The sequence below is a fragment of the Nocardia sp. NBC_01009 genome (assembly GCF_045208035.1).
In the GTDB taxonomy this organism is placed as follows: Bacteria; Actinomycetota; Actinomycetes; order Mycobacteriales; family Mycobacteriaceae; genus Nocardia.
In genome coordinates this window covers 1,834,962-1,861,237 of record NZ_CP108695.1, presented here as the reverse complement: position 1 = coordinate 1,861,237, position 26,276 = coordinate 1,834,962, and the positions used below count along the sequence as shown (strand labels likewise).

Below are 26,276 nucleotides of genomic sequence, written 5' to 3'. Positions count from 1 at the left end.
CGCCTCAGACCGTGATCCGGTCCTCGACCGCAGCAAGGCCGATGTCGTTGCGGTAGTGACTGCCAGGGAGTTTGATCGAAGCGACACGCTCGTAGGCGTGCGCGCGGGCCTCCGACAGATCCGCACCGACGCCGACGATGCTGAGGACCCGGCCGCCCGCGGAGACCAGGGCACCGTCCTCGCGCTGTGCGGTGCCCGCGTGCAGGACCGTGGAGTCCTCGCGCGTGCCGTCTCCCGCGCCGGTGATGACGTCCCCGATGCGCGGGCGGCCCGGGTAGTTTTCGGCGGCGACCACCACGGTGATGGCGGAGCCGTCCCGCCAGCGCGGTGCGGCGACATCGGCAAGGGTGCCGGTGGCGGTGGCGTTCAGCAGCTCGGCCAGCGGGCTCTCCAGCAGTGCGAGCACCGCCTGCGTCTCGGGGTCACCGAAGCGGCAGTTGAATTCCACTACAGCGGGGCCTACCGCGCCGATCGCCAGACCCGCGTAGAGCAGGCCGGAGAACGCGCTGCCGCGCCGCACCAGTTCGGCAGCGACCGGCTTGACCACGTCCTCCACGATCTCGGTGACGGTCTCCGCGGGCAGCCACGGCAGCGGCGTGTACGCGCCCATGCCGCCGGTGTTGGGTCCGGTGTCGCCGTCGCCGACGCGCTTGTGATCCTGCGCGGGCAGCAGCGGAACCACGGTTTCACCGTCGACCAGGCAGAACAGCGAAACTTCCGGCCCGTCGAGGAAGGATTCCAGCAGCACCGGATGACCATTTTCGAGCAGTTCGGCACCATGGTCGCGGGCCGCGAGCCGGTCCGCGGTCACCACAACGCCCTTGCCCGCGGCCAGTCCATCGTCCTTCACCACCCAGGTGGGGCCGAAGCGGTCGAGCGCGGCATCGAGTTCGGCCGGGGTGTCCACGATCTCGCTGTGCGCGGTGCGCACCCCCGCCGCCGACATGACGTCCTTGGCGAAGGCCTTGGAGCCTTCGATCCGCGCGGCAGCGGCGGAGGGACCGAAGCAGGCGATACCCGCCGCGCGCACCGCGTCGGCGACACCGAGCACCAGCGGCACCTCCGGGCCGATCACCACGAGATCCGACGCCAGCTCGGTGGCCAGCGCCACCACCGCCTCTGCCGAGCACGGATCGACGGGGCGGATCTCGGCGTGCTGGGCGATCCCCGCATTGCCTGGCGCCGCGTAGAGCGCGCTCACCGCGGGGTCCCGGCGCAGCGCAAGGACGAGGGCATGTTCACGGGCTCCGGAACCGATGACGAGTACTCGCACGGCCATCAGCTTAGGTGACGGCCGAGAGCGACCTACCTGGACCGCAAACCTGCGGAAAGCGCCAACTGATTTCGCATGGACATGGGTAACTCGCCGGGTACGCCCGGAAGCCGCCACCCATCCGACCGCCGGCCCGTATGGTGAATATCGAGGCACCCGAGACCGGCAAGATACGCGGAGAGGCGGCGGAGCCGATGGGTCTGATCGACGGACTGATGGGCAATGCCGGGCGTATCGATCCCGGCCAGGCACAGACGGAGTACGCGAAACTCCTCGGCAACGGTGAACAGATCTATGCCGCGTATCTGCTTGTCCGCGATGCCATCCTGTTCACCAACCGACGCTTGATCCTCGTCGACAAACAGGGTCTCTCGGGCCGGAAGGTGAGCTACCACAGCGTCCCCTACCGGGCGATCACCCACTTCTCGGTGGAAACCGCGGGCACCTTCGACCTGGATGCCGAACTCGCCATCTGGATCTCCGGCTCGCACGAGCCGATTCAGAAGCGGTTCAACCGCCAGGTCGATATCTATGAGGTGCAGGGCATCCTGTCGCATTTCGTCGCGGTGTAGATCGCGCGCGCCCTACACCACTGAAAGGCCTACGCGGGCAGCCGCGTCTGATCACCGGTCACCACCGGACGCACCCGGGTCAGCAGCAGCTCGAGGAATTGCGCGGGCTGCCAGAACGATGCGAAGTGGGTGGCGTCGGTGATCAGCGCGAACTCTTTGTGCGGGGCATGCACGTCGTCGAAGTAGCGGCGAGCGCGATCCGCGGGCGTCAGCGTGTCGTGTTCGCCCTGGAAGACGAAGAACGGGAGCTCGAATCGCGTTCCGTCGCGCCAGGAATCGAAGTGCACGGACTCGACGCCCACCTGCGCAGCGAATGTCATACCGTCCATGCCGTTCTTCAGGTCGCGCAGCCGATGCTGAGGTGAGAACCACATCGACGGGAGGATCAGCTTCTTCACCACACTGGAGAGGAAGGGATCGGAGTTGGTCTTCAGCTTGGCGTGCATCGCCCAGTCCGCCGCCGACCATTTCGTCGCATCCGGGCCGATCTGCTCCAGCTTCGCTGCGTCGGAACGCTTTCCACTGTCGCGCAGCCGCTGCACGGTTGTATAGAACTCGCTGTCGTCGCGCTCGCCGCCGAGGATGTTCTGGTCGGTACCGACGTACGCCGAGTACAGCTCGGGGTGGTTGCGCGCAAGGCGAAGTCCGAGCACCGATCCGAAGGAGTTGCCGAGCAGCACCACCTTGTCGGTGCGCAGCCTGCGCTGTACGTACCGGGTGACCTCCAGCGCGTCGGTGCACAACTGCCGAAAGCTCATCTCACCCTGGTCGCCGCGACCGAAGGTCTTGCCGGTGCCGCGCTGGTCCCAGCGGACGATCGTGAAGTGCCGCTCCCACTGCCGGGTCCGGTTGGCGAAGTAGGTGTTCGTGGCGCCGGGACCGCCGTGCAGGTCGAGCAGGACCGGGTTGGCCAGGTTCTCGCCGCGGATCTCGATCCACTGATCGATGCCGCCGATGCGTACGAAGCCGGCTTCGGAGATGCCGTTCGGGGTGTCGATACGCAGCGCCTTCGCGTTGCTTCGGCGACGCAGTTGGCGGTGACCGAGCAGGCCGGCGGGGGCGGCGGAGATTGCGGCGGCAGTGGCGGCGAGCGCGATGGTGATCATGTCGTTCCTAAATTGTGTCCATCGGAAACTGATATGTGTATGCTAGACACAGTTTCAAGGCAGTGTCAACCTCCAGCTGCCGCCGCACCGACCCGAGGGCCGGCGCGTAGCCTGCGGGCATGGCTTCTGTTTTCAGTGCGATCATCGACGGTCAGCTGCCTGGCCGATTCGTTTGGGAGGACGAGGAATTCGTCGGTTTCCTCACCATCGCCCCGATCACCCCCGGTCACACCCTGGTGGTGCCCCGCAAGGAAATCGACCAGTGGCAGGACGTCGACGCCGAGATCTTTGCCCGGCTCAACGGCGTCGCCCAGAAGATCGGGCAAGCAGTCCGCCAGGCTTGGGACGCGCCGCGCGCCGGCCTGCTCATCGCCGGCCTCGAGGTGCCGCACCTGCACGTGCACGTCTTTCCGGCATTCACCATGGGCAACTTCGACATCTCCGGCGCCGACCACCACCCTTCCCCCGAGTCGCTCGACGAGGCCCAGGCAAGGATCAAGCAGGCGCTGCGCGACCTCGGCCACGGCGCACACGTCCCGGACTGAGCTCGTCGTTCACGAAAAACACCGAAGGGCGGTCACGCGCAAAGATGCGCAGTGACCGCCCTTTATCGTTGACGCGGCTGGAAGAGTGGCCGAGCCTCTACCACTGAGCTCAGCCGCCCAGCGGCTGGAAGAGCCCCCTGTCAGGATTGAACTGACGACCTTTCGCTTACAACAACGGCCGAGCCTCTACCACTGAGCTCAGCCGCCCAGCGGCTGGAAGAGCCCCCTGTCAGGATTGAACTGACGACCTTTCGCTTACAAGGCGAGTGCTCTACCACTGAGCTAAGGAGGCGGGAAAACGGTGACCATCATAACCGGGCGCGCCGACTGCGTGACACCGGATTACGGTGCCACGCAGCGGCAGTTCTATCGAACGTCCCGGCGCAGTATCTAGCCGCGGGTCAGGACTGGGCGCCCTGTCGGGCCGCATCGTCGGCGGCCATCGCGTCACGCAGGCTCTTCGGACGCATATCCGTCCAATTCTTTTCGACGTATTCGACGCAGGCAGCGCGGCTGTCCTCGCCGAAAACGACTCGCCATCCGGCCGGAACCTCCGCGAAGGCCGGCCACAGCGAATGCTGCTCTTCATCGTTGACCAGGACGAAGAAGCGGCCGTCTTCGTCATCGAAGGGGTTGGTGCTCAATTTCACCTCACTGGATACTGGCGCATGTACGGGATCGACTCTTGGACCGGTCCGCCGCTGCTGGAGCGTCGGAAGATCCCCGAGCGTTGTGTCGACCCTAGCAAGGTAGACGTTACGTGTTGGCAGTTACCTCAGGCCCCGAAGAAATCGAGCAGGATCTTGTTGACCGCCTCGGGGCGCTCGAGGTAGCCGTAATGGCCCGCATCGGGAATCTCCTGGTAGCGCGCGCCCGGAATCACCTCGGCGACCTCGCGTGACAGATAGGGCGGGATCATCCGATCATCGGCGAATCCGATGGACAGACAGGGCACCTTGATCCCTCGATAGGCCTGCACCCTGTCGAAGTCGTGGTCCATCCGGCGCTGCGCGCGGATACCCGGCGTCACCGGGCCACCGGTGAACTCGAACAGGTCGAGCCAGTCGCGGGCAGCGTTCGGGTCGGCGAGGGTCGCGGGCGACAGGTTCATCACCGCGGTCACCGCGGCCTCATATTTCGCGGGCAGCTGCACACCGCTGGCGTCGAGGTCGTGCTCGCCGAGCGAGAGCGTCTTCTGAAATTGGTCGAGGCGGCCGTGACCGGCCATGAACACGGCCTTGCGCACCAGATCGGGACGGGCGAGCGCCAATTCCTGGGCCACCCGCGACCCCATGGAGGTGCCGACGACCAGCGCGGGCCCCTCGCCGAGCAATTCGATGAGTCCCGCGGTGTCGGCGGCCAGCTCGTCGATGGTCATGCCGGTGGCGGCCTCGAAAGACGGCGCGATGCCGCGGTTGTCGAACGTGCACACCCGGTATCCCGCGGCGACCAACGCGGGAACCTGATGCAGTTCCCAGACTCGTCCCGGGCTGCCCGTCCCCATGATCATCACGACCAGCGGCGCCGATCCCGGCGTGTCTGTTCCCTTGGTTCGGTCGCCCTTGACCTGGTAGTTGAGGGAAATTCCGTTCACCGTGGCCAACGGCATCTTCGAACCCTTTCGTGGAGTTGTGCTGGGCCCCCACGGTATAGGGACCGACGTGGCGACGCACCGACCGGGCGAACAGGTATCCGGGTGCGGCGCGCGCGCACCAGGTCCGGATACCATTGACTACTCGCACGTACGAGCGTACCGAGCCGGGAGGACAAGAAAATGGCCGCGAAGGGCAGCGCGAACGACATCGCGGACGACGATCTGGAACCACTTGCCGATGAGACCGCCCGCCAAGCGCAGCGCGTCGTCGCCGCGTACGCGGAGGACGCGGACGAGTGCCGGATGCTGTTGTCGATGCTCGGCATCGGACCCGGCGGCCGAGGCGAGTAGCGACCGAGTCGACCACCTCGAGCTCGACGACAACGGCGCCGTCGATAAACCGATAACCACAGCGGGAAAATCGACGCGCAAAGGATGCGTGAGTGGAACAGATGACTGACCAGCCGTCCGACGACTCCGAGCACGCCCTTCCAGACCCATCGCCCGATGGCGCCGTGTTCACCGCGGCGACAACCGATCGCGCCGAGACGAACGGCGCCGGTTCCGGCTTCGTCGTCGTCGCCAATCGACTCCCTGTCGACCTGGAGCGACTGCCAGACGGCACCACCCGCTGGAAACGCAGCCCCGGCGGCCTCGTCACCGCGTTGGAGCCGGTGCTGCGCAACAACAAGGGGGCGTGGGTCGGCTGGGCGGGCGTACCCGATATCGATGTCGACCCGATCATCGAGGACGGGCTCGAGCTGCACCCGGTGCCGCTGACCGCCCAGGAGGTCTCCGACTACTACGAAGGCTTCTCCAATGGCACGCTGTGGCCGCTCTATCACGATGTGATCGTGCGGCCGGTCTACGACCGCAGCTGGTGGACCGCGTACGTGCAGGTGAACCGTCGTTTCGCCGAGGCGACCGCGAAGGTGGCCGCCGAGGGCGCGACCGTGTGGGTGCAGGACTATCAGCTGCAGCTGGTGCCCAAGATGCTGCGCATGCTGCGCCCCGATCTGACCATCGGCTTCTTCCTGCACATCCCGTTCCCGCCGGTCGAGTTGTTCATGCAGATGCCGTGGCGCGCCGAGATCATCGACGGTCTGCTCGGCGCGGATCTGATCGGGTTCCACCTGCCCGGTGGCGCGCAGAACTTCCTGTACCTGGCCAGGCGGCTGGCCGGGCAGCCGACGTCCCGAGGGACCGTCGGCGTGCGTTCCAAGCTCGGTGTCGTGCAGGTCGGGTTCCGTACGGTCCGGGTCGGCGCGTTCCCGATTTCGATCGCCTCCGCCGAACTCGACGAGCATTCCCGGCGCAGGTCGGTGCGGGAACGTGCCGCGAAGATCCGCGCCGAGCTCGGCAACCCGAAGAACATTCTGCTCGGCGTCGACCGGCTCGACTACACCAAGGGCATCGATATCCGGCTGGGGGCGCTGGAGGAACTGCTGGTGGAGGGCCGCATCGATCCGGCGGAGACGGTCATGGTGCAGCTGGCGACACCGAGCCGGGAGCGGGTGGAGAGCTACATCCAGATGCGTGGCGACATCGAGCGCCAGGTCGGCCGGATCAACGGCGAGTTCTCCCAGGTCGGCCACCCGGTGGTGCACTATCTGCACCGCCCCATCCCGCGCGACGAACTCCTCGCCTTCTTCGTGGCCGCCGACGTCATGCTGGTGACCCCGCTGCGCGACGGCATGAACCTGGTCGCCAAGGAGTACGTGGCCTGCCACAGCGGCCTCAACGGCGCCCTCGTGCTGAGCGAATTCACCGGCGCCGCAGCCGAATTGCGTCAGTCCTACCTGTGCAACCCGCACGACCTGGATAGCGTGAAGGACGCCATCAGCTCCGCACTGGAGGACGACCGCGACACCAAACGCCGCCGCATGCGCTCACTGCGCCGCCAGGTGCTCGCCCACGACGTAGACCGCTGGGCCCGCTCCTTCCTCGACGCCCTGGCCCAAGACCAGGTCGCAGGCAGCGCCCTGCTCACCGACGACGACGTATATCCGGAATCCCGCTCACCCCGCAGATAGCTGTGTTTTTTGGCAGCGCCTGCGGCGCTGCGTGTTCGCTGTGTTTTTTTGGCAGCGCCTGCGGCGCTGCGTGTTCGCTGTGTTTTTTTGGCAGCGCCTGCGGCGCTGCGTGTTCGCGGCCCCCTTGGTCTCGCTTCCGAGCCGTCGAGACTCGCGACTTCGTCGCATGCGCTTCGACGGCTCGGAAGCGAGACGGGCCGCGAACTCTAGTGCTCGGTCTCGCTTCGCTCGGAAGACATCATCGTGCCCAGTGGGGGCGTCAGCAGGGATTGTCGCGACCTGGTGGATGCGCTTGGGCTGGTGTCGAGGTGAGACGGGGTCGCGAACTCTAGTGCCAGGTCTTGCTGCGCTCGAAAGGCGTCATCGTGCCCAGTGGGGGCGTCAGCAGGGATTGTCGCGACCCGGTGGATACACAGGAATCACCCAGTAAAGGTCCAGCGAGTTCCCAGGCAGGTGTCGGACGATGAAACAATGAGCGCGCCTGCGGAGAGCACACCCGAGGCCCGGGTCCTTGTGGTGGACGACGAGCCGATGATCGTGGAACTGCTGTCGGTGAGTCTGCGCTACCAGGGTTTCGAGGTCGATACCGCGGCCGACGGCGCGCAGGCGTTGGACAAGGCGCGCAGCTTCCGGCCGCAGGCCTTGATCGTCGATGTGATGATGCCCGGCATGGATGGCTTCGGGCTGCTGCGCAGGCTGCGCGCCGACGGCATCGACGCGCCGGTGCTGTTCCTCACCGCACGTGACGAAGTGCAGGACAAGGTCGCCGGACTCACTCTCGGCGCGGACGACTACATCACCAAGCCGTTCAGCCTGGAGGAGGTCGTTGCGCGGCTGCGGGTGGTGCTGCGCAGGTCCGGTCACCACGCGCCGGTGCGGGAGAGTTCGCGCATTCGGTTCGAGGACATCGAACTCGATGACGACACCCATGAGGTGTGGAAGGCGGGCGAGCCGGTTCCGCTGTCCCCCACCGAATTCACGTTGCTGCGCTACTTCATGGTGAACGCGGGCACCGTGCTGAGCAAGCCGCGCATTCTGGATCATGTGTGGCGCTACGACTTCGGGGGTGAGGTCGGCGTGGTGGAGACCTATGTGTCGTATCTGCGTAAGAAGGTCGATACGGGAAACGAGCGGCTGATCCACACGCTGCGGGGTGTCGGCTATGTGATGCGCGCGCCTAATCGCGCGCGACAGGCCGAGAAGTGACGAACGCACGCAGTCGGAAAGTTCGCAGCAGGCTCTCACGGAGGTGGTCGGCGATCCCACTCCGGGTGACATTGGTGCTCGCCCTTGTTGTCCTGGCCGGGCTCGGTCTGCTGGCTTCCGGAATGGTGGTCACCTCCGTCTTGGAAGATTCGCTGATGCGCCGCACCGATCAGCAATTGCGGGATGCCTCGATGGCGTGGATGCGGCCACCACGGCCTGCACCACCCGGCCCACCGCATTTGCCGAGCGTCTTCTACATCCGGTCCGAACCGAACGCGGGCAACGGCATCCGGCTCGAGACCCCTTCGTTCATTGCGGATGCCGAACCTGCGCTGCCGGATCCGCCTCCGTGGCGGACCGACCGCGATCCCCCGCCGGGGATTGTCGCCATCACCAAGCCCACCACGGTCGGCTCCAAGAACGGCGCGTCGGTTCAGTGGCGGGCCATTACCGTGCAAACACCGGACGCCACCACGACGGTGGCGGTGCCGCTCACCCAGAACATCGAGACCGTCCGCCGGCTGATCATGCTCCAACTGATCGTCGGCGCCGCGGTCCTCGCCGCACTCGCGGTGGCCGCCTACTTCGTGATCCGGCGCAGCCTGCGGCCGCTGCGCGGGGTCGAGAAGACCGCCGCCGCGATCGCCGCGGGGGATCTGACCCGCCGAGTTCCGGTGCGCGGCAACAATACCGAGGTCGATCGACTGTCGCAATCACTCAACGGCATGCTCGCCCAGATCCAGAGCGCCTTCGCGGCGACCGAGGCGTCGGAGTCCGCGGCACGCCGCTCCGAGGCGAAGATGCGTCGCTTCGTCGCCGACGCGAGCCACGAACTGCGCACGCCGCTGACCACGATCCGCGGCTTCGCCGAGCTCTACCGCCAGGGCGCTACCACTGACCCGGCCCTGTTCATGGACCGGATCGAACGCGAGGCCCAACGCATGGGCCTGCTGGTCGAGGATCTACTGATGCTGGCCCGACTCGACGCGCAGCGCCCACTGGAGCAGGGCCCCGTCGATCTGCTCGCCGTCGCAAGCGATGCCGTGCACAACGCCCGGGCGATGGCGGCCGCCGACGGCTCGGACGGCCCGCATCGTTCCATCGAACTGGAAATATGTTCCGGTGAAGGCACATTGGAGGTGAACGGCGACGAAGAGCGGCTGCGCCAGGTGCTGGCCAATCTGCTGAACAATGCACTCACCCACACCCCGCCGGATGCCTCGGTAAAAGTACGCCTGACACCCGAGCTCGACGAGATCCTGCTCGAAGTCGCCGACACCGGCCCCGGCTTGCCCGCCGACGAGGCCGAGCGCATCTTCGAACGCTTCTACCGCACCGACAGCTCCCGGACGCGCGCCAGCGGTGGCACCGGCCTCGGGCTATCGATAGTCCAAGCCCTGGTAGCCGCCCATGGCGGAACGGTTACCGCAGACAGCGTGCCAGGATCGGGCACCACTTTCACGGTGCATCTTCCGCGATCGACGCGACGAGCGGGCGGGTAGGACTACCGCCGCTCGTAATCGACTGCCAGACTTAACAATTCGAAGTGATTTGTGGCGCGCGATCTTGATACTGTGCCGAAGCACCGTTCGCGGAGCATCACATCCCGCGAGCAGATGCCACAGGTCAGCGAATGAAACCTGCCGCGGTGTTCCGACCCTCGCCCCGGAGGCCGCGGCGGAATGGCTGGTGCGGGCAATCCGCACCAGACCGATCGCGCTGTATCCACGCTTCGCCGCACTGATGCGGCCTACAGCGCGCTGTTTCCGACCGCAGCCGACCGCGCCCTGCTCATGGCATCGTGAACTGCTGCCGGTACACCGGCTCAGATCGGCGTGACCTGCGAAACCAGCCAGTGGTCGTCGCCCTTGTCCAGGGTGACCCGGACCCGGCTGCCGGTGGAAGTGCCCTGCGGGGATTCCTGACTGGTGGTGACCTGGTTGAGGAAGATCAGGACAACCGCACGCGAGCGATCGGCTGAAACCACGCCGCGCGCCTCGGTGGTGGCCTTGACGCTGAGCTGTTTCTCCTTGGCACCCGGCGCGATGGCCTGCTTGATCAATTTCAGGTAGTCGTCGCGGAAGCTCGCCGAGAGCTGATCGGCCGCCTTCGGCAGCTCGGTGTCCACGGTCTTGTAGTCGTAGGTGAACATCGCCGACACTGTGCGGTCGGCCGCATCGACAGCTTCGGTGCGTGACTGCTCGGATCGCCGATCATCCCAGTACCGATATCCGTTGATACCAGCAACGATTCCCGCCACGACCACGATCACGGCCGTGACGAGCAGCAGGATCTTGCCTCGTAGTCCACTCATCCCACGAACTCCACGTTGGACGCGGACAGCCCGGAATCGTTGCGGGTCACGGTGACCCGGAACCGGTAGAACCGCGTCTGCGGCTCGGCCTGACCCGCGTTGGTCAGTGTCTGTTTTGCGGCGACGAGGATCTTTGCCGAGCCCTCGTCGTCGCTCTCGACCGCGGCCTCCACGATCTCGCCGTTGGAGACGACCTTGGCCTCCTTGACGATGTTGAGGAACGGGTCGACCCGGCCGTCGAATTCGGTCTTGAACTGGCCGGAGGCGACCGAAAGGATCCGGTCGATGTCCTCCTTGGCGGAATCGGCCCTGATGGTGGTGAGGTTGAGGATCGCCTGCCTGGCGGTCTGGGTGTACTCGGTGCGGCGGGCATCGCGGTCGTCGACGGATTTCATCGCGATGACCGACCAGCCCGCGCCGATCACCGCGGCGACGGCCAGCAGTGCGCACGCGGCCGCGGCCAGGATGCGGGTGCGTCCCCCACCTGCCTTCGTTTCCTCGTTCGGCCCGGAGTCGCCGGGCTCGTCGGCGTCCTTCGCGGTTTCCGCCCGTGATTTGCCGAGGTCGACCCGGCTGCCCTCGACAGGCGTCGGCTCGGCGTCCGGCACACCCGAGGCGGCCGACGTCGAGGCGACACCAGCAGTCGCGGTGCCCTCGGGTCCGGCCGCGGCGCCGAGCGCCACTGCGCGAGCCGAGAAGCCCTTCGCGACCTCGGACGTCGAGCCTGCGGCAGCCGCAGACTCGCCCGTCCCGGCCTCCTCGACCGGAGGCCCCGCCGAACGCACCGCGCGTCGCCGCGCGCGGTGAGTATCTTCGTTGATCTCACTCATCGTTGCTGCTCCTCAAGCATTGCCTGCCAGCTCGACGGTACCGTGCCCGATCCGCTCCGCCCGACGTCGCCTTGTCGGTAGGTGCGTCCGTCCGTACCGATGTATACGCCGGTGCCGGGGTCGTAGGGCTTAGCGGCCGCCGGCGTGCCGCCACCGTAGCTCGCGGGAGCGACGGGCACCGCGGCAGGCGCGATGGGCGCGCTCGCGGGAGCCACCGGCTGCACCGGACCGAACGGCGGGTTGTTCCCCTCCGGCACGTATCCGGTGCGGCACAGCTCCGGAGTCGGAGCGCGCACACCCGGCACCTCCATGCAGGGCGTATTGCGGATGCCGCGCACCTCGATGGGCGAATCCTGCGGCACCTTGCAGTACAGGCCGGGCGGGGTGCCGATCGAGTCCAGCTCACTCGGCGAGCGGCGCTGATCCGCGGGCAAGAACCCGGTGGTGCACGCGGGTGGATCGTTGACAACGGCCATGAAGTCGACCATCACGCCATATTCCATCGGTCCACGGATGATCGTCTCCAGTGCCGCGATCAACGGCGGGAAAACCACCAGGAGTTGTTCCAGCCCAGCGTGATACGTGACGGCGACCTGTCCGACACTGACCAGATTCCGCAACAACAACGGCAGCGTCGGTCGCAGGTCGTTGAACTGTGCGCTGACCCGCTGCATCGCGGCGGGACCGTCGCGCAGCAGATTGCGCAGCGCGGGATCGTGGGCGCGCAGTTGGTCGGTCACCGTGGCCAGATCGCTTGTCCATGAACGGATGGCGGCGTCGGATTGAATTTGGGTGTCCAGCAGCGGCCCGATCTGATCCAGCAGCTTCTTGGTCGGTTCCGCACTGTTCTGTGCCTCCTGCACCAGCAGGGCCGCCGAATCGATGAACCGCTGCAGATCGGGGCCCGCACCGTTGAAAGCCTGGAATGCCTCGTCGATCACCTGACGCAGCCTGGTGTCGGCGACGCTGGACAGCAGCCGGTCGCTCTGGTCCAGCAGCGAACCCACATCCTGTGGCAGCTTGGTGCGATCCACCGGAATCACCGAGCCAGCGGCCAGGTTTCCGCCCTTGGGCTGCTCGACCGGCACCAGATCGACGTACTGCTCACCGATCGCGGAAACGCTGCGGATCCAGGCGTCCACATCGGACGGAATCTTGTAATCGCTGTCGATGGACAGTTCGGCCTCGACACCGTCCTCGGTGAGCCGAACTTCCTTGACCACACCGACATTCGTGCCGCGATATGCGACGTTCGCCGTTTGGTAGAGGCCGCCGGTCGCATCGAGGCGGACGATCACGTCGTAGCGTCCGATGCCGAACATCGCGGGCAGCTGGACGTACATACCGCCCATCACCACCAGGCCGATCACCGTGAGCACGGCGAAGATCGACAGCTGGATGCGAACGAATCGGGTGAGCGTCATCGCCCCGGACCCCCTTGTGGCGCAGTGGCTCCCGGCAACGGCACGGTCAGTCCTGGAATGGCGGGCAGCCCCGGTATCGGCGGCAGACCAGGGATGGTCGGCGTTGGCTGGCCTTGGGCGGGCGGCGGTTGCAGTGGCCCGGTCGCCGGGTTTCCGTTCTGAGTGGCCGTATTGGGCGCGAAGCCGCCGAGGACACCTTCGACGCCGCCGAACCGGCCGCCGAGCGGTGTTCCGGTGAGCCAGTTGGTATCCAACCGTTTCCCGGTCAGATCCATGGTGATGTACAGGTTGAGGTAGTCACCCTTGATCGCGTTGTCGAGGTTCTTCATCGGGAACGGGAACGTGAGCAGGATCTTGAGCGACTCGATGAGATTGTCGCCGGTGTCGGCGAGTGTCTGCAGCAGCGGCGCGAGGCTGCGCAGATTCGACTTCAGGTTCTCACCGCCCGCCGCGACGATCCGCTGCGTGACATCGCTCAGCTCACCGAGCGCGGTGATCGCGGCGGTGATGTTCGCGGTGCGATCGGCGAGCACGGTGAGCGCGGGGTGGATCTGCTCGATGCCCGCGGCCAGCACCTCACGCTGCTGAACGAGTTGGCCGCCGAGGCGATCCAATCCGCTCATGGCCCTGATGATGTCGTTGCGCTGCACGTCGAGATTGGTGGTGAGTTCGGCCAGCTGCGGCAGCAGATCACGGATGTCGTTCTCGCGACCGTGCAACGCGGCGTTGAGCTCGCGGGTGATCGTCTCCAGCTGCGAAATGCCACCGCCGTTGAGCACCACCGACAGCGACGAAAGCACCTGCTCGGTGGTCGGGTAAATGCCGGCGCGGTCCAGCGGAATGAGGTCACCGGCGCGCAGTTGCCCCTGCGGTGTGACATCGGTCGGCGGGGCCAGCTCGAGATGGTTGCTGCCGAGCAGGCTGGTCTGACCGATCTTCGCGACCGCGTTGGCCGGGAGCTTCACATCGGGATTGATCGACACGGTGACCAGCGCATGCCAGCCCTCCACCTCGATCTTGGACACCGTCCCGACCGTCACGTCGTCGACGCGCACCGGTGAATTCCTGGTCAGCGTCGTCACATTCGGCATCTGGATGCGCACCGCGTAGGAGCCCTCCTCGGCCCCCTGGGTGCCGGGCATCGGCAGCGAATTCAGGCCGTCCCACTGGCAGCCGGAGACGCCGAGCGTCACCGCGATGCCAATGGCGAGGGCACCTATCCTGCGCATCGAACGCGGTCGCATCATCGCCCTCCTCCCGGAATAGCCAGTCCCTCTAGCCCACTCGGCACGGTTACCGGCGCCTGCTGCGGTGCCGTCGATGGTGCCCGCGCCGCCAGGCTCGGCGGGCTGTACACCAACTGGTTGGGGAACGCGGTCACGCTGGAGGCCGGATTCAGCAGTATCGGCGCGTAATTCATGGCCAGCGAGCTGATCACGGGTGCAAGGTACTGGGCACACAGATCGGCGGAGCGGTTGGAATCATTGGCCTCCAGCGCCCGGATCGATCCGCACAGGAAGCTGAGCGGATCCGCTGTGTTGTTCAGTGCGATCGCCCCGCTGACCGTACCGGTCGCGGGCTTGTAGATCTGATAGAAGTTCACCAGTGCCGTCGGTCCCGCGTGCAGCACTCGCTCCAGTTCCGGCTGCTTGTCCACCAGAATCTGCGTGACGTCGGCCAGCCGCTGCACGCCCTCGGTGAGTTCGGCGCCGCTGCCCTCCAGGAATCGCTTCACATCGGCGAGGGCCACATCCAGATTGTCCAGTCCGGCACCGAGATCCGTGGAGACACCGGCCAGCACCGAGGATACCGAGGCGAGCCTGCCGCCGAATTGCACGATCTGTTCGTTGCTCGACGACAGCACCTCGACGAACTTCTGCAGATTCCGGATAGTGCCGAAAAGGTCGGTGCGGCCGTCGGACAGCGTGCTCAAGGTCGCCGACAGCTCCCGCAACGTGTCGCGCAGCTTCTGACCGTTGCCGTCCAAATTATCGGCGGCAGTGTTGATGAAGCGCCCGAACGAACCCTGCGTGTCATCACCCACCGGGCCGAGAGTCGTTGCCAGCTTGGACAGCTCGGCCTTGATGTCGTCCCACTCGACGGGCACCGCGGTGCGATCGAGCCCGATCTCCGCGCCGTCGCCGAGCTTCGGGCCACCGGTGTAGGCGGGTGCGAGCTGAATGAACCTGGCCGAAACCAACGACGGTGAAATGATCACCGCGCGGGCGTCGGCGGGAATGTCGACCCCGCGATCGATGGTCATCCGCACCTTCACCCGGTCGCGGCCGGGGTCGATCGCGTCGATGCCGCCGACCTTGACGCCGAGCACCCGCACATCGTCGCCCGCGTACAAACCCGTCGTCGACGGGAAGTACGCGGTGATCGTGGTCTTCCCGATCCGGAGGATGCCGCTGTACGCGCCGGTCAGCACCAGGGCGGCGACCAGCACTCCCGCGACGACCAGCACCCAGCGCGGCAGCTTCCGAACAGTGGTCAGCATGCTCATCGCGGCGGCTCCTGGACTGCGGGCCCGATCGAGGGTCCCGGGTTCGTGAAGATATTGCGCAGGTCCTCCGGGAGATGCTGCGGCCATACCAGGGCATCGACGAGCGGCTGCAGTTCGGTGCTCGATGCGTTCACCACGTAGGCGTTGAACCAGGGTCCGTTGCCGACCTGTTCACCGAGCGCCGCCGAATACGGTCCGAGTCCATCGAGCGCTTCGCTGAGGTTCTGCTTGTTGCGCTGCAGCAACGCGAGCACCGAATTCAACTTGTCCAGCGCCGGTTTCAGCTGCGCCTCGTTATCGGCGACAAGTCCGGACAGCTGCTGGGACACACCGTTGACGTACACGATCAACTGCGCAATCGCGCCGCGGCGTCGATCCAGCTCGCCGAGCAGGTCGTTGCCGTCCAGCAGCAGTGCGTTGATCTGGTTGCTCCGGTCGGCGAGGATCTTCGTGACGCTCTGCGCACGGGTCAGCAGCTCCGACAGCGCCTGATCGCGGGCATTGATGCTGCGTGACAACGCGGTCACCCCGTCCAGCGCGGAACGCAGCGGCGCTGGGGTGTCGGCGAAGGTCGCCGACAGTGCGTCGAGGGTCTTGTCGACCTGATCCATATCCAGCCCCTGCACCGTGCGACCGAGGTCGCCGAGCGCGTCGTTGAGCGAATACGGAGAGGTGGTGCGCTCCAACGGAATCGTGTCGTCGGCACGCAATGCGCCCGAACCCTCCGGTGTCACCTCGAGCGACTTGCGGCCGAGCACGGTGTTCGTCTTGACCGCGGCAGCGGTCTTCTGTCCCAACACGATCGACTCGTCGAGGGTGAACCGGACCAGCACCTTGGCCCCGTCCAGATGGACATCCTCCACCCGGCCCGAGCGCACCCCGGCGACCTGCACCGGGTCGCCGGGCACCAAACCACCCGCGTCGGCGAAGTACGCCGTGAAGGTGGCGCCACCGCGGATGAACGGCAGCCGGTCGAATTGCAGTGCCGACAGTGCCACCGAGATCGCGACGACAATGCCGACGACGCCGATGGTGATGGCTGGTGATCGCTTCTCGTTCATTTGTTCGGCGCACACCTTCCGGTCGTCTGCTCCCCGGGCAGGTTGATCTGTATCACCTTGCCGTCGGGGCCATCCACGAGCATGTTCGTGCCGCAGATGTAGAGCTGCAGGAACGAGCCGTAGGCGCCGATGCGGATCAGCTGCTTATAGGTGGCGGGCAGGCGTTCGAGCACCCACTGCACGGTGTCGGAACCACCGTCGAGATTGGTGGCCAGGCGCCCGGTCTGCTCGATGGTCGCGCGCAGATCCGGACGCGCCTGACCGAGCAGATCGGTGAGATCGCGCGTGGCTCCGGCTATTCGGGGCAGTGCGTCACCGATCGGGTCCCGTTGGGCGGCCAAACCACTGACCAGGCGCTGCAATTCTTCGAGTGTGGTGGCGAACTGGTCACCGCGCTGGTCGATGGTCTCCAACACCGTGTTCAGATTGTTGATCACACTGCCGATCAACTCATCGCGGTCGGCGAGGGTCTTGGCGAACGAGCCGCCGCTGTTCAACAGCTGCACCAGCGTGCCGCCCTGGCCCTGGAAGATCTGCAGCAGTGCGTTGGTCAGATCGTTGACCTGCCCAGGATCGAGGCCACGGATGAGCGGCTTGAAGCCACCGAGCAGCATGTCCAGGTCGAGCGCGGGCGCGGTCTGCTCCTTGCCGATGGTGCCGCCGTCGGCGAGCACCTTCGTCGAGCCGGGTCCTTCGAGCAGTTCCATATACCGGTCACCGACCAGGTTTTCGTACTTGATCGTCGCGCGTGTGCTCGCGAGCAACCGGTACTTGCGGTCGACATCGAACTCGACGTGCGCCAGATGGTCCTTGCCCACCTTGATCGAGGTGACCGTGCCGACCGGCACGCCGGCGATGCGCACCTTCGAGCCGGGCAGCATCCCCGACGAGCTGGTGAACACCGCGTGGTATCCGTACTCCCTCGCGAAACGCACCTGACTGAACACGATCGCGAGCCCGGCGAAGACCAGCGTCATCACCAGGGTGAAGATGGCCAACTTGATTGCTGTTCCAGTATTTTTCACGGCGTGGGCACCCCCGGCAGCCCGGCGAACAACAGCTGGAACACCCTGGGCGCCTCGTTCAATCGCGGCGATCCCGTGTTCGGCTGGTACACCGTGCCCTGGCTGGTATCGGTGACGACATAGTCGGCGTGGCTGCCGGGCACTCGGTTCACGACGCCTTCACAGTGCGGACCGCCGGTGGCGTTCACCTTCGGCAGATCATCCGGATAGGTATAGGGCTTGGCGCCGAACATGAAGTTGGTGTTCATCCCGATGCCTGGCTTTATGCCGCCGAACATGGCCTCGGCCGTCGGCATCAGCGGACCGATGCCATTGATGACGCAGCCGAGCGCGGGCGCGTACTCCCACAGCAGACTGGTCGTCGGCTGCAGCAGATCCAGCGCGGTGACGAGCTGATTCTCGTTCTCCCGCAACACCGAGCCGGTGGTGTCGGCCAAGCCGATGAGGTTCACCAGCACGTTGTCCAGGCCGCTCTGCTCATCGACGAAGGTGTTGCTCGTCGTGATGAGGTTGTTCACGGTGCGCAGGAGGTCGGGAACGGTGTCGGCGTAGAGCTCGGTGACATCGGCCGTCTTGATCAGATCCTGTTGCAGGGTAGGCAGATACGGGTTGATGTCCTTCAGGTACGCGTCGCTGCGTGCGAGCAGCTCACCCAGCTTCTGACCCCGCCCCTGCAGCGCGGTGCCGAGCGCGGTCATCGTCGCGTTCAGTTTCTCCGGCTCGATCTTGCCGAGCAGGTCCGACAGATGCTGGAACAAGGTGTTGAATTCGACGGTCACCGCGGCGGCGGTCACGGTCGCGCCGGGCTGCAGCGACGTCGACGAGGGCTGCTGCGGCACGGTGAAGTTGATGTACTTCGCGCCGAATACGGTGGTGGAACGGATGTCGACACCCGCATTCGACGGAACCAGTTTCAGCAGTTCTGGATCCAGCGCGAGCTTCAGCTTCGCACCGTCGCCGGTCTGGTTGATCGCCGAAACACGGCCGATCTCCACCCCACGCACCTTCACCTTGGCGTCGGGGTCCAGAACCAGGCCGCTGCGCGGTGCGTCGACCGTGACGGTGACCGTCTTGGTGAAGCCGCCGACGAACATGATCATTGCGACGGCGGCGATGGCGACCAGGGTGAGCACCATCGCGGCGCCCGCCAGTTTCAGGCCGAGCCCACCGCGCATGGCTGCTGCCAGGCCGCGTTCTGCTTGCTTCGATTGCGCCATACCGCTTTACCCGGAGAGATGGAAGTTGCCGGAGGTGCCATAGATGGCCAGTGAGATCAGCAGTGTCACCGTGACCACCGCGACCAACGAGGCCCGCACCGCATTGCCTACCGCGATTCCCACACCGACCGGCCCGCCCGCGGCGTGATAGCCGTAGTAGGTGTGAATCATCATGACCGCCAAGGCCATGAAGATCGCCTGCGCGAACGACCAGAGGATGTCGCTGGGAATCAGGAACGTCGAGAAGTAGTGGTCGTACACGCCCGCGGACTGCCCGTAGATGACCACCGTCGCGAACCGGCTCGCGATGAACGAACAGATGACCGCCAACGCGTACAGCGGCACGATCGAGATCATCCCGGCCAGCACTCTGGTGCCGACCAGGTAGGGCACCGGCCGGATCGCCATGGATTCCAGCGCGTCGATTTCCTCGGCCACCCGCATCGCACCCAACTGCGCGGTCGAGCCTGCACCGATGGTTGCGGCGAGGCCGATACCCGAAATCACCGGCGCCGCAATGCGTACGTTGATGAACGCCGCGAAGAATCCGGTCAGTGCTTCGACGCCGATATTGCCCAGCGAGCTGTAACCCTGAACGGCAATGGTGCCACCGGTGAACAGGGTGAGAAATCCGACGATGACAACGGTGCCGCCGATAACAGCCAAAGCACCTGTGCCCATGCTGATCTCGGCGATCAATCGGATCGTTTCGGTCCGGTAGTGCACCAGCGCACGCGGGATGGATCCCAGTGTCTGCGCATAGAACACCGCATGCTTGCCCATCGAATCGAGTGAGCCAGAAACTCGGCGCACTCGCCGCACCGTACGTGGGAACCGGGATTCGATCACGAATGCCATGTGATCACCGCGCCGAGAACTTGATACCGACGGCGGTGACCACGACATTCACCACGAACAGGGCCATAAAGGCGAAGACGACGGTCTGATTCACGGCATCACCGACACTCTTGGGACCACCTTTGACATTCAGGCCCAGATAACACGCCACCAGCCCGGCGATCAGTCCGAACAAGCCGGCCTTCACCTCGGAGATGATCAGTTCGGGCAGATGGGTGAGCAGCGTGATGCCGTTGACGAAAGCGCCGGGGTTCACATCTTGCAGCAGCACGGAGAACAGAAAGCCGCCGACAATGCCGATGGTGCAGACCAGGCTGTTGAGCATCAGCGCGACGAAGGTCGAGGCCAGCACGCGCGGCACCACCAGCCGTTGGACCGGGTCGATGCCGAGCACCCGCATCGCGTCGATCTCTTCGCGGATCGTTCGGGCGCCGAGGTCGGCGCAGATCGCGGTGGCGCCTGCGCCTGCCACGATGAGCACGGTGACGATCGGTCCCACCTGGGTGACCGCGCCGAATGCCGCACCGGCGCCGCTGAGGTCGGCGGCGCCGATTTCGCGAAGCAGAATGTTCAGCGTAAAGCTGACCAGCACCGTGAACGGAATCGCGACGAGCAGCGTCGGAACGATCGAGACGCGGGCAATGAACCAGGCTTGATCAATGAATTCGCGCCCTTGAAAAGGGCGTCGAATGCTTGCGCGGGCGACGTCGGCGACCAGTTCGAAAAAACCGCCCACCGCACGCAACGGCACAGCGAGGACCTCGTTCATTCGCGATCCTCCTTGATCATCCTGCTTGCACAGCTCACAGCGTGATGCCCCCTCGAGGCGTCGTTGCCTCAACGATTAGAACATGTTCATTTTGCCGTAGGAAGCTTTTCGCCAACTTTGAACTGCACTTCTCTTAGACGCGAGGATCTCAATTTGAAACGTGTGTCAGAAATGCATGACCTGGGCCTTGTGAGCCGTGGCACACCCTCGACTCTCATGTCTACCAAGCGCCAGGCCGGCGATCAACAGTTGGTCACATGATCAGCATGTCGACCGATGGCACCCGCCATCAGCGAGCGAATCAGCCGAGATCGAGTAATGACGATGCGGAAAATGTACGACCTTCCGCCCGATCGGCGAAGTACCCGCCGAGCGTGGCGGCCAAATCGTTCGCTGACCATTGGTCACCTGCCGCATCGAACCGCTGCTCGACCGTCGGCGCCGCCATCAGCGCGACCATCGGCCCGTACACCACGAAGACCTGCCCATTGACCGCGTCGGCGGCGGGCGAGGCGAGGTAGGTGACCAGTCTGGCCACATGCTCCGGCGCGAGCGGATCGACGCCGCCCTCGGGCGCCGCGCTGAACACGGCCTCGGTCATCGCGGTCCGCGCACGCGGGCAGATGGCGTTGGCTCGCACGCCGAAGCGGGAGAGGCCACGTGCGGCCGACAACGTCAGCGCAGTGATGCCCGCCTTCGCGGCACCGTAGTTGGCCTGCCCCTCGGGCCCGAGCAGTCCTGCCTCCGACGAGGTGTTGACGAGCCTGCCGTAGATCGGCGCGCCCGCTTCCTTGGATTTGGCGCGCCAATAGGCTCCCGCATTGCGGGACAACAGGAAATGGCCGCGCAGATGCACCGCGATCACCGCGTCGAAGTCCTCGTCGGACATGTTGAACAGCATCCGGTCGCGGGTGATGCCCGCATTGTTGACCACGATGTCGACGCCGCCGAACGCCTCGTCCGCGGTACGGATGAGCGCATCGGCCGTCGAACGCTCGGCGATGCTGCCCGCGACGAACTCCGCCTTGGCACCGAGCGCCCTGATCTCGGCGAGAGTGTCGGCTACCGCATCCGACTCCGACAGGTCGTTGACCACCACCGACGCGCCCGCGGCAGCCAGCGCGAGCGCTTCGGCCCGACCCAGCCCCGCGCCGGACCCGGTCACGATCGCCACCCGCCCGGCAAGGTCTGTGTTGCCCATCACTTCTTCATCGCTCACGACTGCACCTCGCTGGCGCTCGGCTCCGCCGTGCGCGATGCGCGCCCTGTGTTCTTGGTTCGCTCGCTGCGCTCACTCACGGGCCGACTCTAGAACGTGTTCCTATCTAGAGCAAGGACCGGGCTACTCCAACCGCAGCGCAGCCTTCGGACACTGCGCCACCGCATCCTCCACATCGGCGAGCCGATCCGCGGGTACCTCCGCCGCCACAATGTGCAGCACGTCCTCGTCGTCGAGTTCGAAGACGTCGGGGGCGATTCCGACACAGATTCCGTTCGCCTCGCACTGGTCCAGATCGACACTGACCTTCATGGCAACTCCTTTGACAAGACTTTGATCGAAGCCTAACAACCCGAGGTGACGGCGTGTGCCGTCATCAACCGGATTCACCCTCAATACTGGAACATGTTTCAGTTCATATGCAATGATCGGTTGAACCCAATCGAACGAAGGCATGAGGTATTTGCCATGCGCATTGCGTACACGCCGCAGCAGGAACAGCTCCGCGAGGAGCTGCGCGACTACTTCGCGCGGCTGATCACCCCGGAGCGCCGTGCGGCGCTGAGCTCGCAGACCGGCGAGTACGGGCAGGGCAACGTGTACCGCGAGGTCGTGCAGGAAATGGGCCGCGACGGCTGGCTGACTCTGGCTTGGCCGAAGGAGTTCGGCGGCCAGGACCGACCGACGATGGACCAGCTGATCTTCACCGACGAGGCGGCCATCGCGGGCGCGCCGGTGCCGTTCCTGACCATCAACTCGGTGGCGCCGACGATCATGCACTACGGCAGCGAGGAGCAGAAGAAGTTCTTCCTGCCCAAGATCGCGGCGGGCGAACTGCACTTCGCCATCGGCTACTCCGAGCCGGGCGCGGGCACCGACCTGGCCAGCCTGCGCACCTCAGCGGTGCGCGACGGCGACGACTATGTGATCAACGGTCAGAAGATGTGGACCAGCCTGATCGCCTATGCCGACTACATCTGGCTCGCTGTGCGCACCGACCCGACCGCCAAGAAGCACAAGGGCATCAGCATGCTCATCGTGCCGACCACGGCCGAGGGCTTCTCCTGGACACCGGTGCACACCATGGCGGGCCCGGATACCAGCGCCACGTATTACCAGGACGTCCGCGTCCCCGCCAGCTCGCTGGTCGGCCAGGAGAACGGCGGCTGGGCGCTGATCACCAACCAGCTCAACCACGAGCGGGTGGCACTCACCTCGGCAGGACCGCTCGGCCTCGCGCTGAGCCAGACCGTGGAGTGGGCCCGCAACACCAAATCGGCCGACGGCCAGCGGGTGATCGACAAGGAGTGGGTGCAGCTCAACCTCGCCAGAGTGCACGCCAAAGTCGAGTACCTGAAGCTGATGAACTGGGAGATCGCCAGCCGCGCCGATGCAGGCGGTGACGCCGCGCCACGGCCGTGGGATGCCTCCACCTGCAAGGTGTATGGCACCGAACTGGCCACCGAGGCCTACCGGCTGCTGATGGAGATCCTCGGCCCGCAGGCCTACCTGCGGCAGGACTCCCCAGGCTCGGTGCTGCGCGGGCGGCTGGAGCGGATGCACCGGGCCGCGCTGATCCTCACCTTCGGTGGCGGCACCAACGAGGTCCAGCGCGACATCATCGCCATGACCGCCCTCAAGCAGCCGGCCTCGGCGCGCTGAGCGAGACTTTCGAAAGTAGGTAGATCGCCATGGATTTCACCCCCACCGAGGCCCAGCTCGATCTCGCTCGATTGACCGGCGAGGTGTGCGGCAAGCTGGTCACCGCCGACCGGCTGCGCGAACTCGACAAGACAGCCGTGCGTTTCGACGAACCGCTGTGGGCCTCTCTTGCCGAGACCGGCGTGCTGGCAGCGGCGCTGCCGGAGGCGGTTGGCGGCAACGACTTCGGGCCGCTGGAGCAGAGCGCCATCCTGCGTGAGCTCGGAAAGTATGTCGCCGCGGTGCCGTACCTGTGGTCGGTTGTGCTCGGTGCCGGCGCGCTGGCCGCGTTCGGCAATGACGCGCAACGCGATTGGGCCACCCAGGCCGGTGCGGGCAGCGCGATCCTCACGGCGGCACTGGCCGAAGAGCAGAACTGGGAGCCGACCAAGCCGACAACCACGGCGGTCGAGGGGGGTGGCGGCTGGCGGGTGACCGGCGCCAAGCTCGCGGTGCCATTCGCCGCGCAGGCCGCCAGGGTCCTGGTCCCGGCAACGGTTTCCGGCCGTGCCGCGGTGTTCCTCGTCGATCCGTCCGACGCCTCGGTCCAGCTTGCCGCCCAGCAAGTGACCGACCTGAGCGCCGAGTACTCACTCGAATTCACCGACACGCCTGCCGAATTGGTCGGCACCGTCGACACCGGCGCCGAGATCCTGGACTGGCTGCTGACCAGGGCCTGGCTCGGACTGAGCTCCCAGCAACTCGGCACCGTCGAACGCGCATTGGAACTCGTCGCCGACTACGCCCGTGAGCGTGAGCAATTCGGCAAGGCGGTCGGCAGCTTCCAGGCCGTTGCGCAGCGCCTGGCCGACGGCTACATCGACGTGCAGGGCCTGCGCCTGGCCGTCACCCAGGCCACCTGGCAGTTGTCGGAGAACCTGCCGAGCGCCGAGGCTGTGCACACCGCGAAGTTCTGGGCGGCCGATGCGGGCCACCGCGTCGCGCACACCGTCGTGCACGTGCACGGCGGCGTCGGCATCGACCGCGACCACATCGTGCACAACTACTTCACCGCCGCCAAGCACAACGAATTCGCACTGGGCGCGGCCACCGACCACCTCCGGGCCATCGGCTCTCTCCTCGCGGAAACTCCTGCCTGACCCAGGAACTCCGCACCCGAATCGGCCCGCCGGTCCTGCCCCGGCGGGCCGATTGCCGTGGTAACTCACTGATGACCGCGGCCCTGTCGCGATCATTTCGGCCTTATTCGTTGGACTGCCGGTTGCGAAGGCGTGCGGTGTGAGCAGTCAGCGGTCGAACTCGCCGTGCGCCGCAGCGACTGTGAAGGCCGACCACTCGGCCGAAGTGAACAGCAACGCCGGGCCGGAGGGGTTCTTCGAATCACGAACGCCGACAAGGTTATTCGAGAGGAATGCGACCTCGACACAGTTCCCTACAACGCCGCTACGACTGCTCTTGAACCATTCGGCACCGGCCAGATCGATGTTCACATGTACTCCTTCGCGATCTGCCGAAGCAGGCTCCGGCGCGGGGTGGACAGCATGGATTTGGTCTTGGGTGCCCACCGCATCAACCGCCAGCGCCGACCCGACCGTCGATACCACGGCGCTGATCACCCTGTTCTCACTAGTATTACGTAATAAGCGTATTACAGATGCAGCCCGAGGAGGCTACTGTGCTGCTCAACAGCAAAGGCCAGGTAACGATCCCCGCCCAGCTTCGTGCCAAGCACAATCTGCGTGAGGGCGATGACGTCGAGATCGTCGAAGTCGATGGCACGCTCCGGATCGTGCGTACCGAAGGTGCCCCCACTCGAGGCCAACGCCTTGTCCGTCGGCTGCGCGGCACCGCAGCGAGCCGAGATATCGAAGGCATGAGCACCGACGAGATCATGGACCTGCTCCGTGGCGAGTAGTCCGACACCCATCGCCGGACCGGCCACCCTGATCGACTCGTGCGTCCTGCTCGATGTCATGACCAACGACGAGAAATGGGGTGCGTGGTCAGCGGATCGAATCACCAAGGCCCTCGATTCCGGGCGGGTTGTCATCAACCCGATCATCTACGCCGAAGTTTCCGTCGGATACGACACCGTCGAAGATCTGGACGATTTGCTGCCTGCCGATGAGTTCGAGCATGAAGCACTGCCGTTCCGTGCCGGCTTTCTGGCAGGAAAGGCATTTCAGCGCTACCGCCGCAATGGTGGCGAGAAGCGCTCCCCGATGCCCGACTTCTACATAGGCGCGCACGCCGCTGTCGCCGGTTATCGACTGCTGACACGCGATACTGCCCGGTATCGGGGCTACTTCCCGACCGTAGAGCTGATCACGCCCGACTCCTGAACACGCCGCAACATCAGATGGGTCGCTGATCGACTTCGACACTGACCTCCAGTGCATGGTCGGCCGCCGTGAATTTCGTCGAGTGCCGCCCCGAACTGGCTTCGGTCGGGCTCGAGGTCAGATACCGCTGCAGCGTCGGTGCGATATCCACGATGATTTGCTCCCGCGAAAGCCCGACCACCGGCGGCAGCCGCAGCACGTAGCGGCACAGGGCAAGCCCGAGCAGCTGGGTCACGATCAATCCGCCACGGCGCTGCGCATCAGCGGGGTCGCCGAAGCGCAGCACAGCAGGCAACACCTGCTCCGCGAACACCTGCCTGAAGCGTTCGCTCACCGCTTCGTCGGCGATGGAGGAACGCAGCAAAATCAGCAGGACCTTGTTGTCGGGCTGGTCCTCCCAGATCGCCAGAAAGCGGCGAACCAGCAACTCGCCCACGGCGTCCGGCTCCGCGGACGCCAGATCGGGCAGATTCAGTTCGACATCGACCGCGGCGGCGAACAGACCGTCCTTGCTGCCGAAGTAGCGCATCACCATGGACGGATCGATCGCAGCGTCTGCCGCGATGGCGCGAATGGTCGCCTTGCGAAAGCCCTCCGCGGCGAAGCGGGCGCGGGCGGCTTCGAGGATCGCCGCCCGGGTGGCATCGGAGCGGCGCGCAGGCTGTTGATCTGGGACGACGGTCATGCCAACAAGTGTATGCCAACAAGTGTTGACTTTCG

At 65.6% G+C, this 26,276-nt stretch carries 28 protein-coding genes and 1 tRNA gene; 10 read left to right on the top strand and 19 right to left on the bottom strand.

Annotation, left to right across the window (positions count from 1 at the left end; genetic code table 11):
• Nucleotides 1-4 precede the first annotated feature (4 nt).
• Nucleotides 5-1,273 (bottom strand): phosphoribosylamine--glycine ligase, encoded by a 1,269-nt coding sequence (purD, locus tag OHA42_RS08205; protein ID WP_406239212.1) that lies wholly within the window; start codon nt 1,271-1,273, stop codon nt 5-7.
• A gap of 194 nt (nt 1,274-1,467) precedes the next feature.
• Here purD and OHA42_RS08200 point away from each other — a divergent pair, with 194 nt between their 5' ends.
• Nucleotides 1,468-1,845: a PH domain-containing protein gene (locus tag OHA42_RS08200; protein WP_328408737.1), complete on the top strand. Its 378-nt coding sequence runs from the start codon at nt 1,468-1,470 to the stop codon at nt 1,843-1,845.
• Nucleotides 1,846-1,874: 29 nt separating this feature from the next.
• Here OHA42_RS08200 and OHA42_RS08195 read toward each other — a convergent pair whose 3' ends face one another.
• On the bottom strand, nt 1,875-2,951 hold the full coding sequence (locus OHA42_RS08195) for an alpha/beta fold hydrolase (RefSeq protein WP_406235862.1): 1,077 nt from the start codon (nt 2,949-2,951) through the stop codon (nt 1,875-1,877).
• A gap of 119 nt (nt 2,952-3,070) precedes the next feature.
• Between OHA42_RS08195 and OHA42_RS08190 the strand changes: the two genes are divergently transcribed.
• Nucleotides 3,071-3,496 carry an HIT family protein gene (locus tag OHA42_RS08190; protein WP_406235860.1) on the top strand — a complete coding sequence of 142 codons (426 nt, stop codon included), beginning with the start codon at nt 3,071-3,073 and terminating at the stop codon, nt 3,494-3,496.
• Between the two features lie 220 nt (nt 3,497-3,716).
• Here the strand turns inward: OHA42_RS08190 and OHA42_RS08185 are convergent.
• The 3 genes from OHA42_RS08185 to OHA42_RS08175 all read right to left on the bottom strand — a co-directional run bounded on the left by OHA42_RS08185 (nt 3,717) and on the right by OHA42_RS08175 (nt 5,105).
• Nucleotides 3,717-3,788 (bottom strand) — tRNA-Thr (locus OHA42_RS08185).
• Nucleotides 3,789-3,897: 109 nt separating this feature from the next.
• On the bottom strand, nt 3,898-4,140 hold the full coding sequence (locus tag OHA42_RS08180) for an MbtH family protein (protein ID WP_011207082.1): 243 nt from the start codon (nt 4,138-4,140) through the stop codon (nt 3,898-3,900).
• Nucleotides 4,141-4,271: 131 nt separating this feature from the next.
• The gene (locus OHA42_RS08175) at nt 4,272-5,105 is read right to left on the bottom strand and encodes an alpha/beta fold hydrolase (protein WP_406235858.1); all 834 of its coding nucleotides are present in this window, start codon (nt 5,103-5,105) and stop codon (nt 4,272-4,274) included.
• 165 nt (nt 5,106-5,270) lie between these two features.
• On the opposite strand from OHA42_RS08175, the gene OHA42_RS08170 reads away from it, so the two are divergent.
• The 4 genes from OHA42_RS08170 to OHA42_RS08155 all read left to right on the top strand — a co-directional run bounded on the left by OHA42_RS08170 (nt 5,271) and on the right by OHA42_RS08155 (nt 9,831).
• Entirely contained in the window at nt 5,271-5,441 is a 171-nt protein-coding gene (locus OHA42_RS08170; RefSeq protein WP_328408728.1) for a hypothetical protein, read from the top strand.
• A gap of 101 nt (nt 5,442-5,542) precedes the next feature.
• Nucleotides 5,543-7,123, top strand: a complete 1,581-nt coding sequence (locus tag OHA42_RS08165) for a trehalose-6-phosphate synthase (RefSeq protein ID WP_406239209.1) — start codon at nt 5,543-5,545, stop codon at nt 7,121-7,123.
• A 471-nt stretch (nt 7,124-7,594) separates the two neighbouring features.
• On the top strand, nt 7,595-8,329 hold the full coding sequence (locus tag OHA42_RS08160; RefSeq protein ID WP_328408727.1) for a response regulator transcription factor: 735 nt from the start codon (nt 7,595-7,597) through the stop codon (nt 8,327-8,329).
• A 53-nt stretch (nt 8,330-8,382) separates the two neighbouring features.
• On the top strand, nt 8,383-9,831 hold the full coding sequence (locus OHA42_RS08155; protein WP_406239207.1) for a sensor histidine kinase: 1,449 nt from the start codon (nt 8,383-8,385) through the stop codon (nt 9,829-9,831).
• A 323-nt stretch (nt 9,832-10,154) separates the two neighbouring features.
• Here OHA42_RS08155 and OHA42_RS08150 read toward each other — a convergent pair whose 3' ends face one another.
• From OHA42_RS08150 to OHA42_RS08095, 12 genes are all read right to left on the bottom strand, one after another.
• The gene (locus tag OHA42_RS08150) at nt 10,155-10,643 is read right to left on the bottom strand and encodes a h domain protein (RefSeq protein WP_406235856.1); all 489 of its coding nucleotides are present in this window, start codon (nt 10,641-10,643) and stop codon (nt 10,155-10,157) included.
• Complete coding sequence (locus tag OHA42_RS08145; protein ID WP_406235854.1) at nt 10,640-11,473, bottom strand: hypothetical protein; 834 nt, start codon at nt 11,471-11,473, stop codon at nt 10,640-10,642. Before OHA42_RS08145 ends, OHA42_RS08150 begins: the two co-directional genes overlap by 4 nt.
• Entirely contained in the window at nt 11,470-12,897 is a 1,428-nt protein-coding gene (locus tag OHA42_RS08140) for an MCE family protein (RefSeq protein ID WP_406235852.1), read from the bottom strand. Before OHA42_RS08140 ends, OHA42_RS08145 begins: the two co-directional genes overlap by 4 nt.
• Nucleotides 12,894-14,144, bottom strand: coding sequence for an MCE family protein (locus OHA42_RS08135; protein WP_406235850.1), 1,251 nt, complete (start codon nt 14,142-14,144; stop codon nt 12,894-12,896). Before OHA42_RS08135 ends, OHA42_RS08140 begins: the two co-directional genes overlap by 4 nt.
• Nucleotides 14,141-15,403, bottom strand: coding sequence for an MCE family protein (locus OHA42_RS08130; RefSeq protein WP_406235848.1), 1,263 nt, complete (start codon nt 15,401-15,403; stop codon nt 14,141-14,143). The genes OHA42_RS08135 and OHA42_RS08130 overlap by 4 nt, the downstream gene beginning before the upstream one ends.
• Nucleotides 15,400-16,464 (bottom strand): MCE family protein, encoded by a 1,065-nt coding sequence (locus OHA42_RS08125; protein WP_406235846.1) that lies wholly within the window; start codon nt 16,462-16,464, stop codon nt 15,400-15,402. The genes OHA42_RS08130 and OHA42_RS08125 overlap by 4 nt, the downstream gene beginning before the upstream one ends.
• On the bottom strand, nt 16,461-17,489 hold the full coding sequence (locus OHA42_RS08120) for an MCE family protein (protein WP_406235844.1): 1,029 nt from the start codon (nt 17,487-17,489) through the stop codon (nt 16,461-16,463). Before OHA42_RS08120 ends, OHA42_RS08125 begins: the two co-directional genes overlap by 4 nt.
• Entirely contained in the window at nt 17,486-18,706 is a 1,221-nt protein-coding gene (locus OHA42_RS08115) for an MCE family protein (RefSeq protein ID WP_406235842.1), read from the bottom strand. Before OHA42_RS08115 ends, OHA42_RS08120 begins: the two co-directional genes overlap by 4 nt.
• Nucleotides 18,707-18,712: 6 nt before the next feature.
• Complete coding sequence (locus OHA42_RS08110) at nt 18,713-19,564, bottom strand: MlaE family ABC transporter permease (RefSeq protein ID WP_406235840.1); 852 nt, start codon at nt 19,562-19,564, stop codon at nt 18,713-18,715.
• A 4-nt stretch (nt 19,565-19,568) separates the two neighbouring features.
• Nucleotides 19,569-20,333, bottom strand: coding sequence for an ABC transporter permease (locus tag OHA42_RS08105; protein WP_366530328.1), 765 nt, complete (start codon nt 20,331-20,333; stop codon nt 19,569-19,571).
• Nucleotides 20,334-20,634: 301 nt separating this feature from the next.
• On the bottom strand, nt 20,635-21,534 hold the full coding sequence (locus OHA42_RS08100) for a 3-oxoacyl-ACP reductase (RefSeq protein ID WP_406239205.1): 900 nt from the start codon (nt 21,532-21,534) through the stop codon (nt 20,635-20,637).
• Nucleotides 21,535-21,675: 141 nt separating this feature from the next.
• Nucleotides 21,676-21,864, bottom strand: coding sequence for a ferredoxin (locus tag OHA42_RS08095; RefSeq protein ID WP_328408708.1), 189 nt, complete (start codon nt 21,862-21,864; stop codon nt 21,676-21,678).
• Between the two features lie 156 nt (nt 21,865-22,020).
• On the opposite strand from OHA42_RS08095, the gene OHA42_RS08090 reads away from it, so the two are divergent.
• Both OHA42_RS08090 and OHA42_RS08085 read left to right on the top strand, forming a co-directional pair.
• On the top strand, nt 22,021-23,214 hold the full coding sequence (locus tag OHA42_RS08090; protein WP_328408706.1) for an acyl-CoA dehydrogenase family protein: 1,194 nt from the start codon (nt 22,021-22,023) through the stop codon (nt 23,212-23,214).
• Nucleotides 23,215-23,243: 29 nt separating this feature from the next.
• The gene (locus tag OHA42_RS08085; protein WP_406235837.1) at nt 23,244-24,353 is read left to right on the top strand and encodes an acyl-CoA dehydrogenase family protein; all 1,110 of its coding nucleotides are present in this window, start codon (nt 23,244-23,246) and stop codon (nt 24,351-24,353) included.
• Between the two features lie 147 nt (nt 24,354-24,500).
• Here OHA42_RS08085 and OHA42_RS08080 read toward each other — a convergent pair whose 3' ends face one another.
• Entirely contained in the window at nt 24,501-24,704 is a 204-nt protein-coding gene (locus tag OHA42_RS08080) for a DUF397 domain-containing protein (RefSeq protein ID WP_406235835.1), read from the bottom strand.
• 164 nt (nt 24,705-24,868) lie between these two features.
• Between OHA42_RS08080 and OHA42_RS08075 the strand changes: the two genes are divergently transcribed.
• Nucleotides 24,869-25,129 (top strand): AbrB/MazE/SpoVT family DNA-binding domain-containing protein, encoded by a 261-nt coding sequence (locus OHA42_RS08075; RefSeq protein ID WP_406235833.1) that lies wholly within the window; start codon nt 24,869-24,871, stop codon nt 25,127-25,129.
• Nucleotides 25,119-25,556, top strand: a complete 438-nt coding sequence (locus OHA42_RS08070; RefSeq protein WP_406235832.1) for a type II toxin-antitoxin system VapC family toxin — start codon at nt 25,119-25,121, stop codon at nt 25,554-25,556. The genes OHA42_RS08075 and OHA42_RS08070 overlap by 11 nt, the downstream gene beginning before the upstream one ends.
• Nucleotides 25,557-25,569: 13 nt before the next feature.
• Here the strand turns inward: OHA42_RS08070 and OHA42_RS08065 are convergent, their stop codons facing one another.
• Entirely contained in the window at nt 25,570-26,241 is a 672-nt protein-coding gene (locus OHA42_RS08065) for a TetR/AcrR family transcriptional regulator (protein WP_406235830.1), read from the bottom strand.
• Nucleotides 26,242-26,276: the final 35 nt, after the last annotated feature.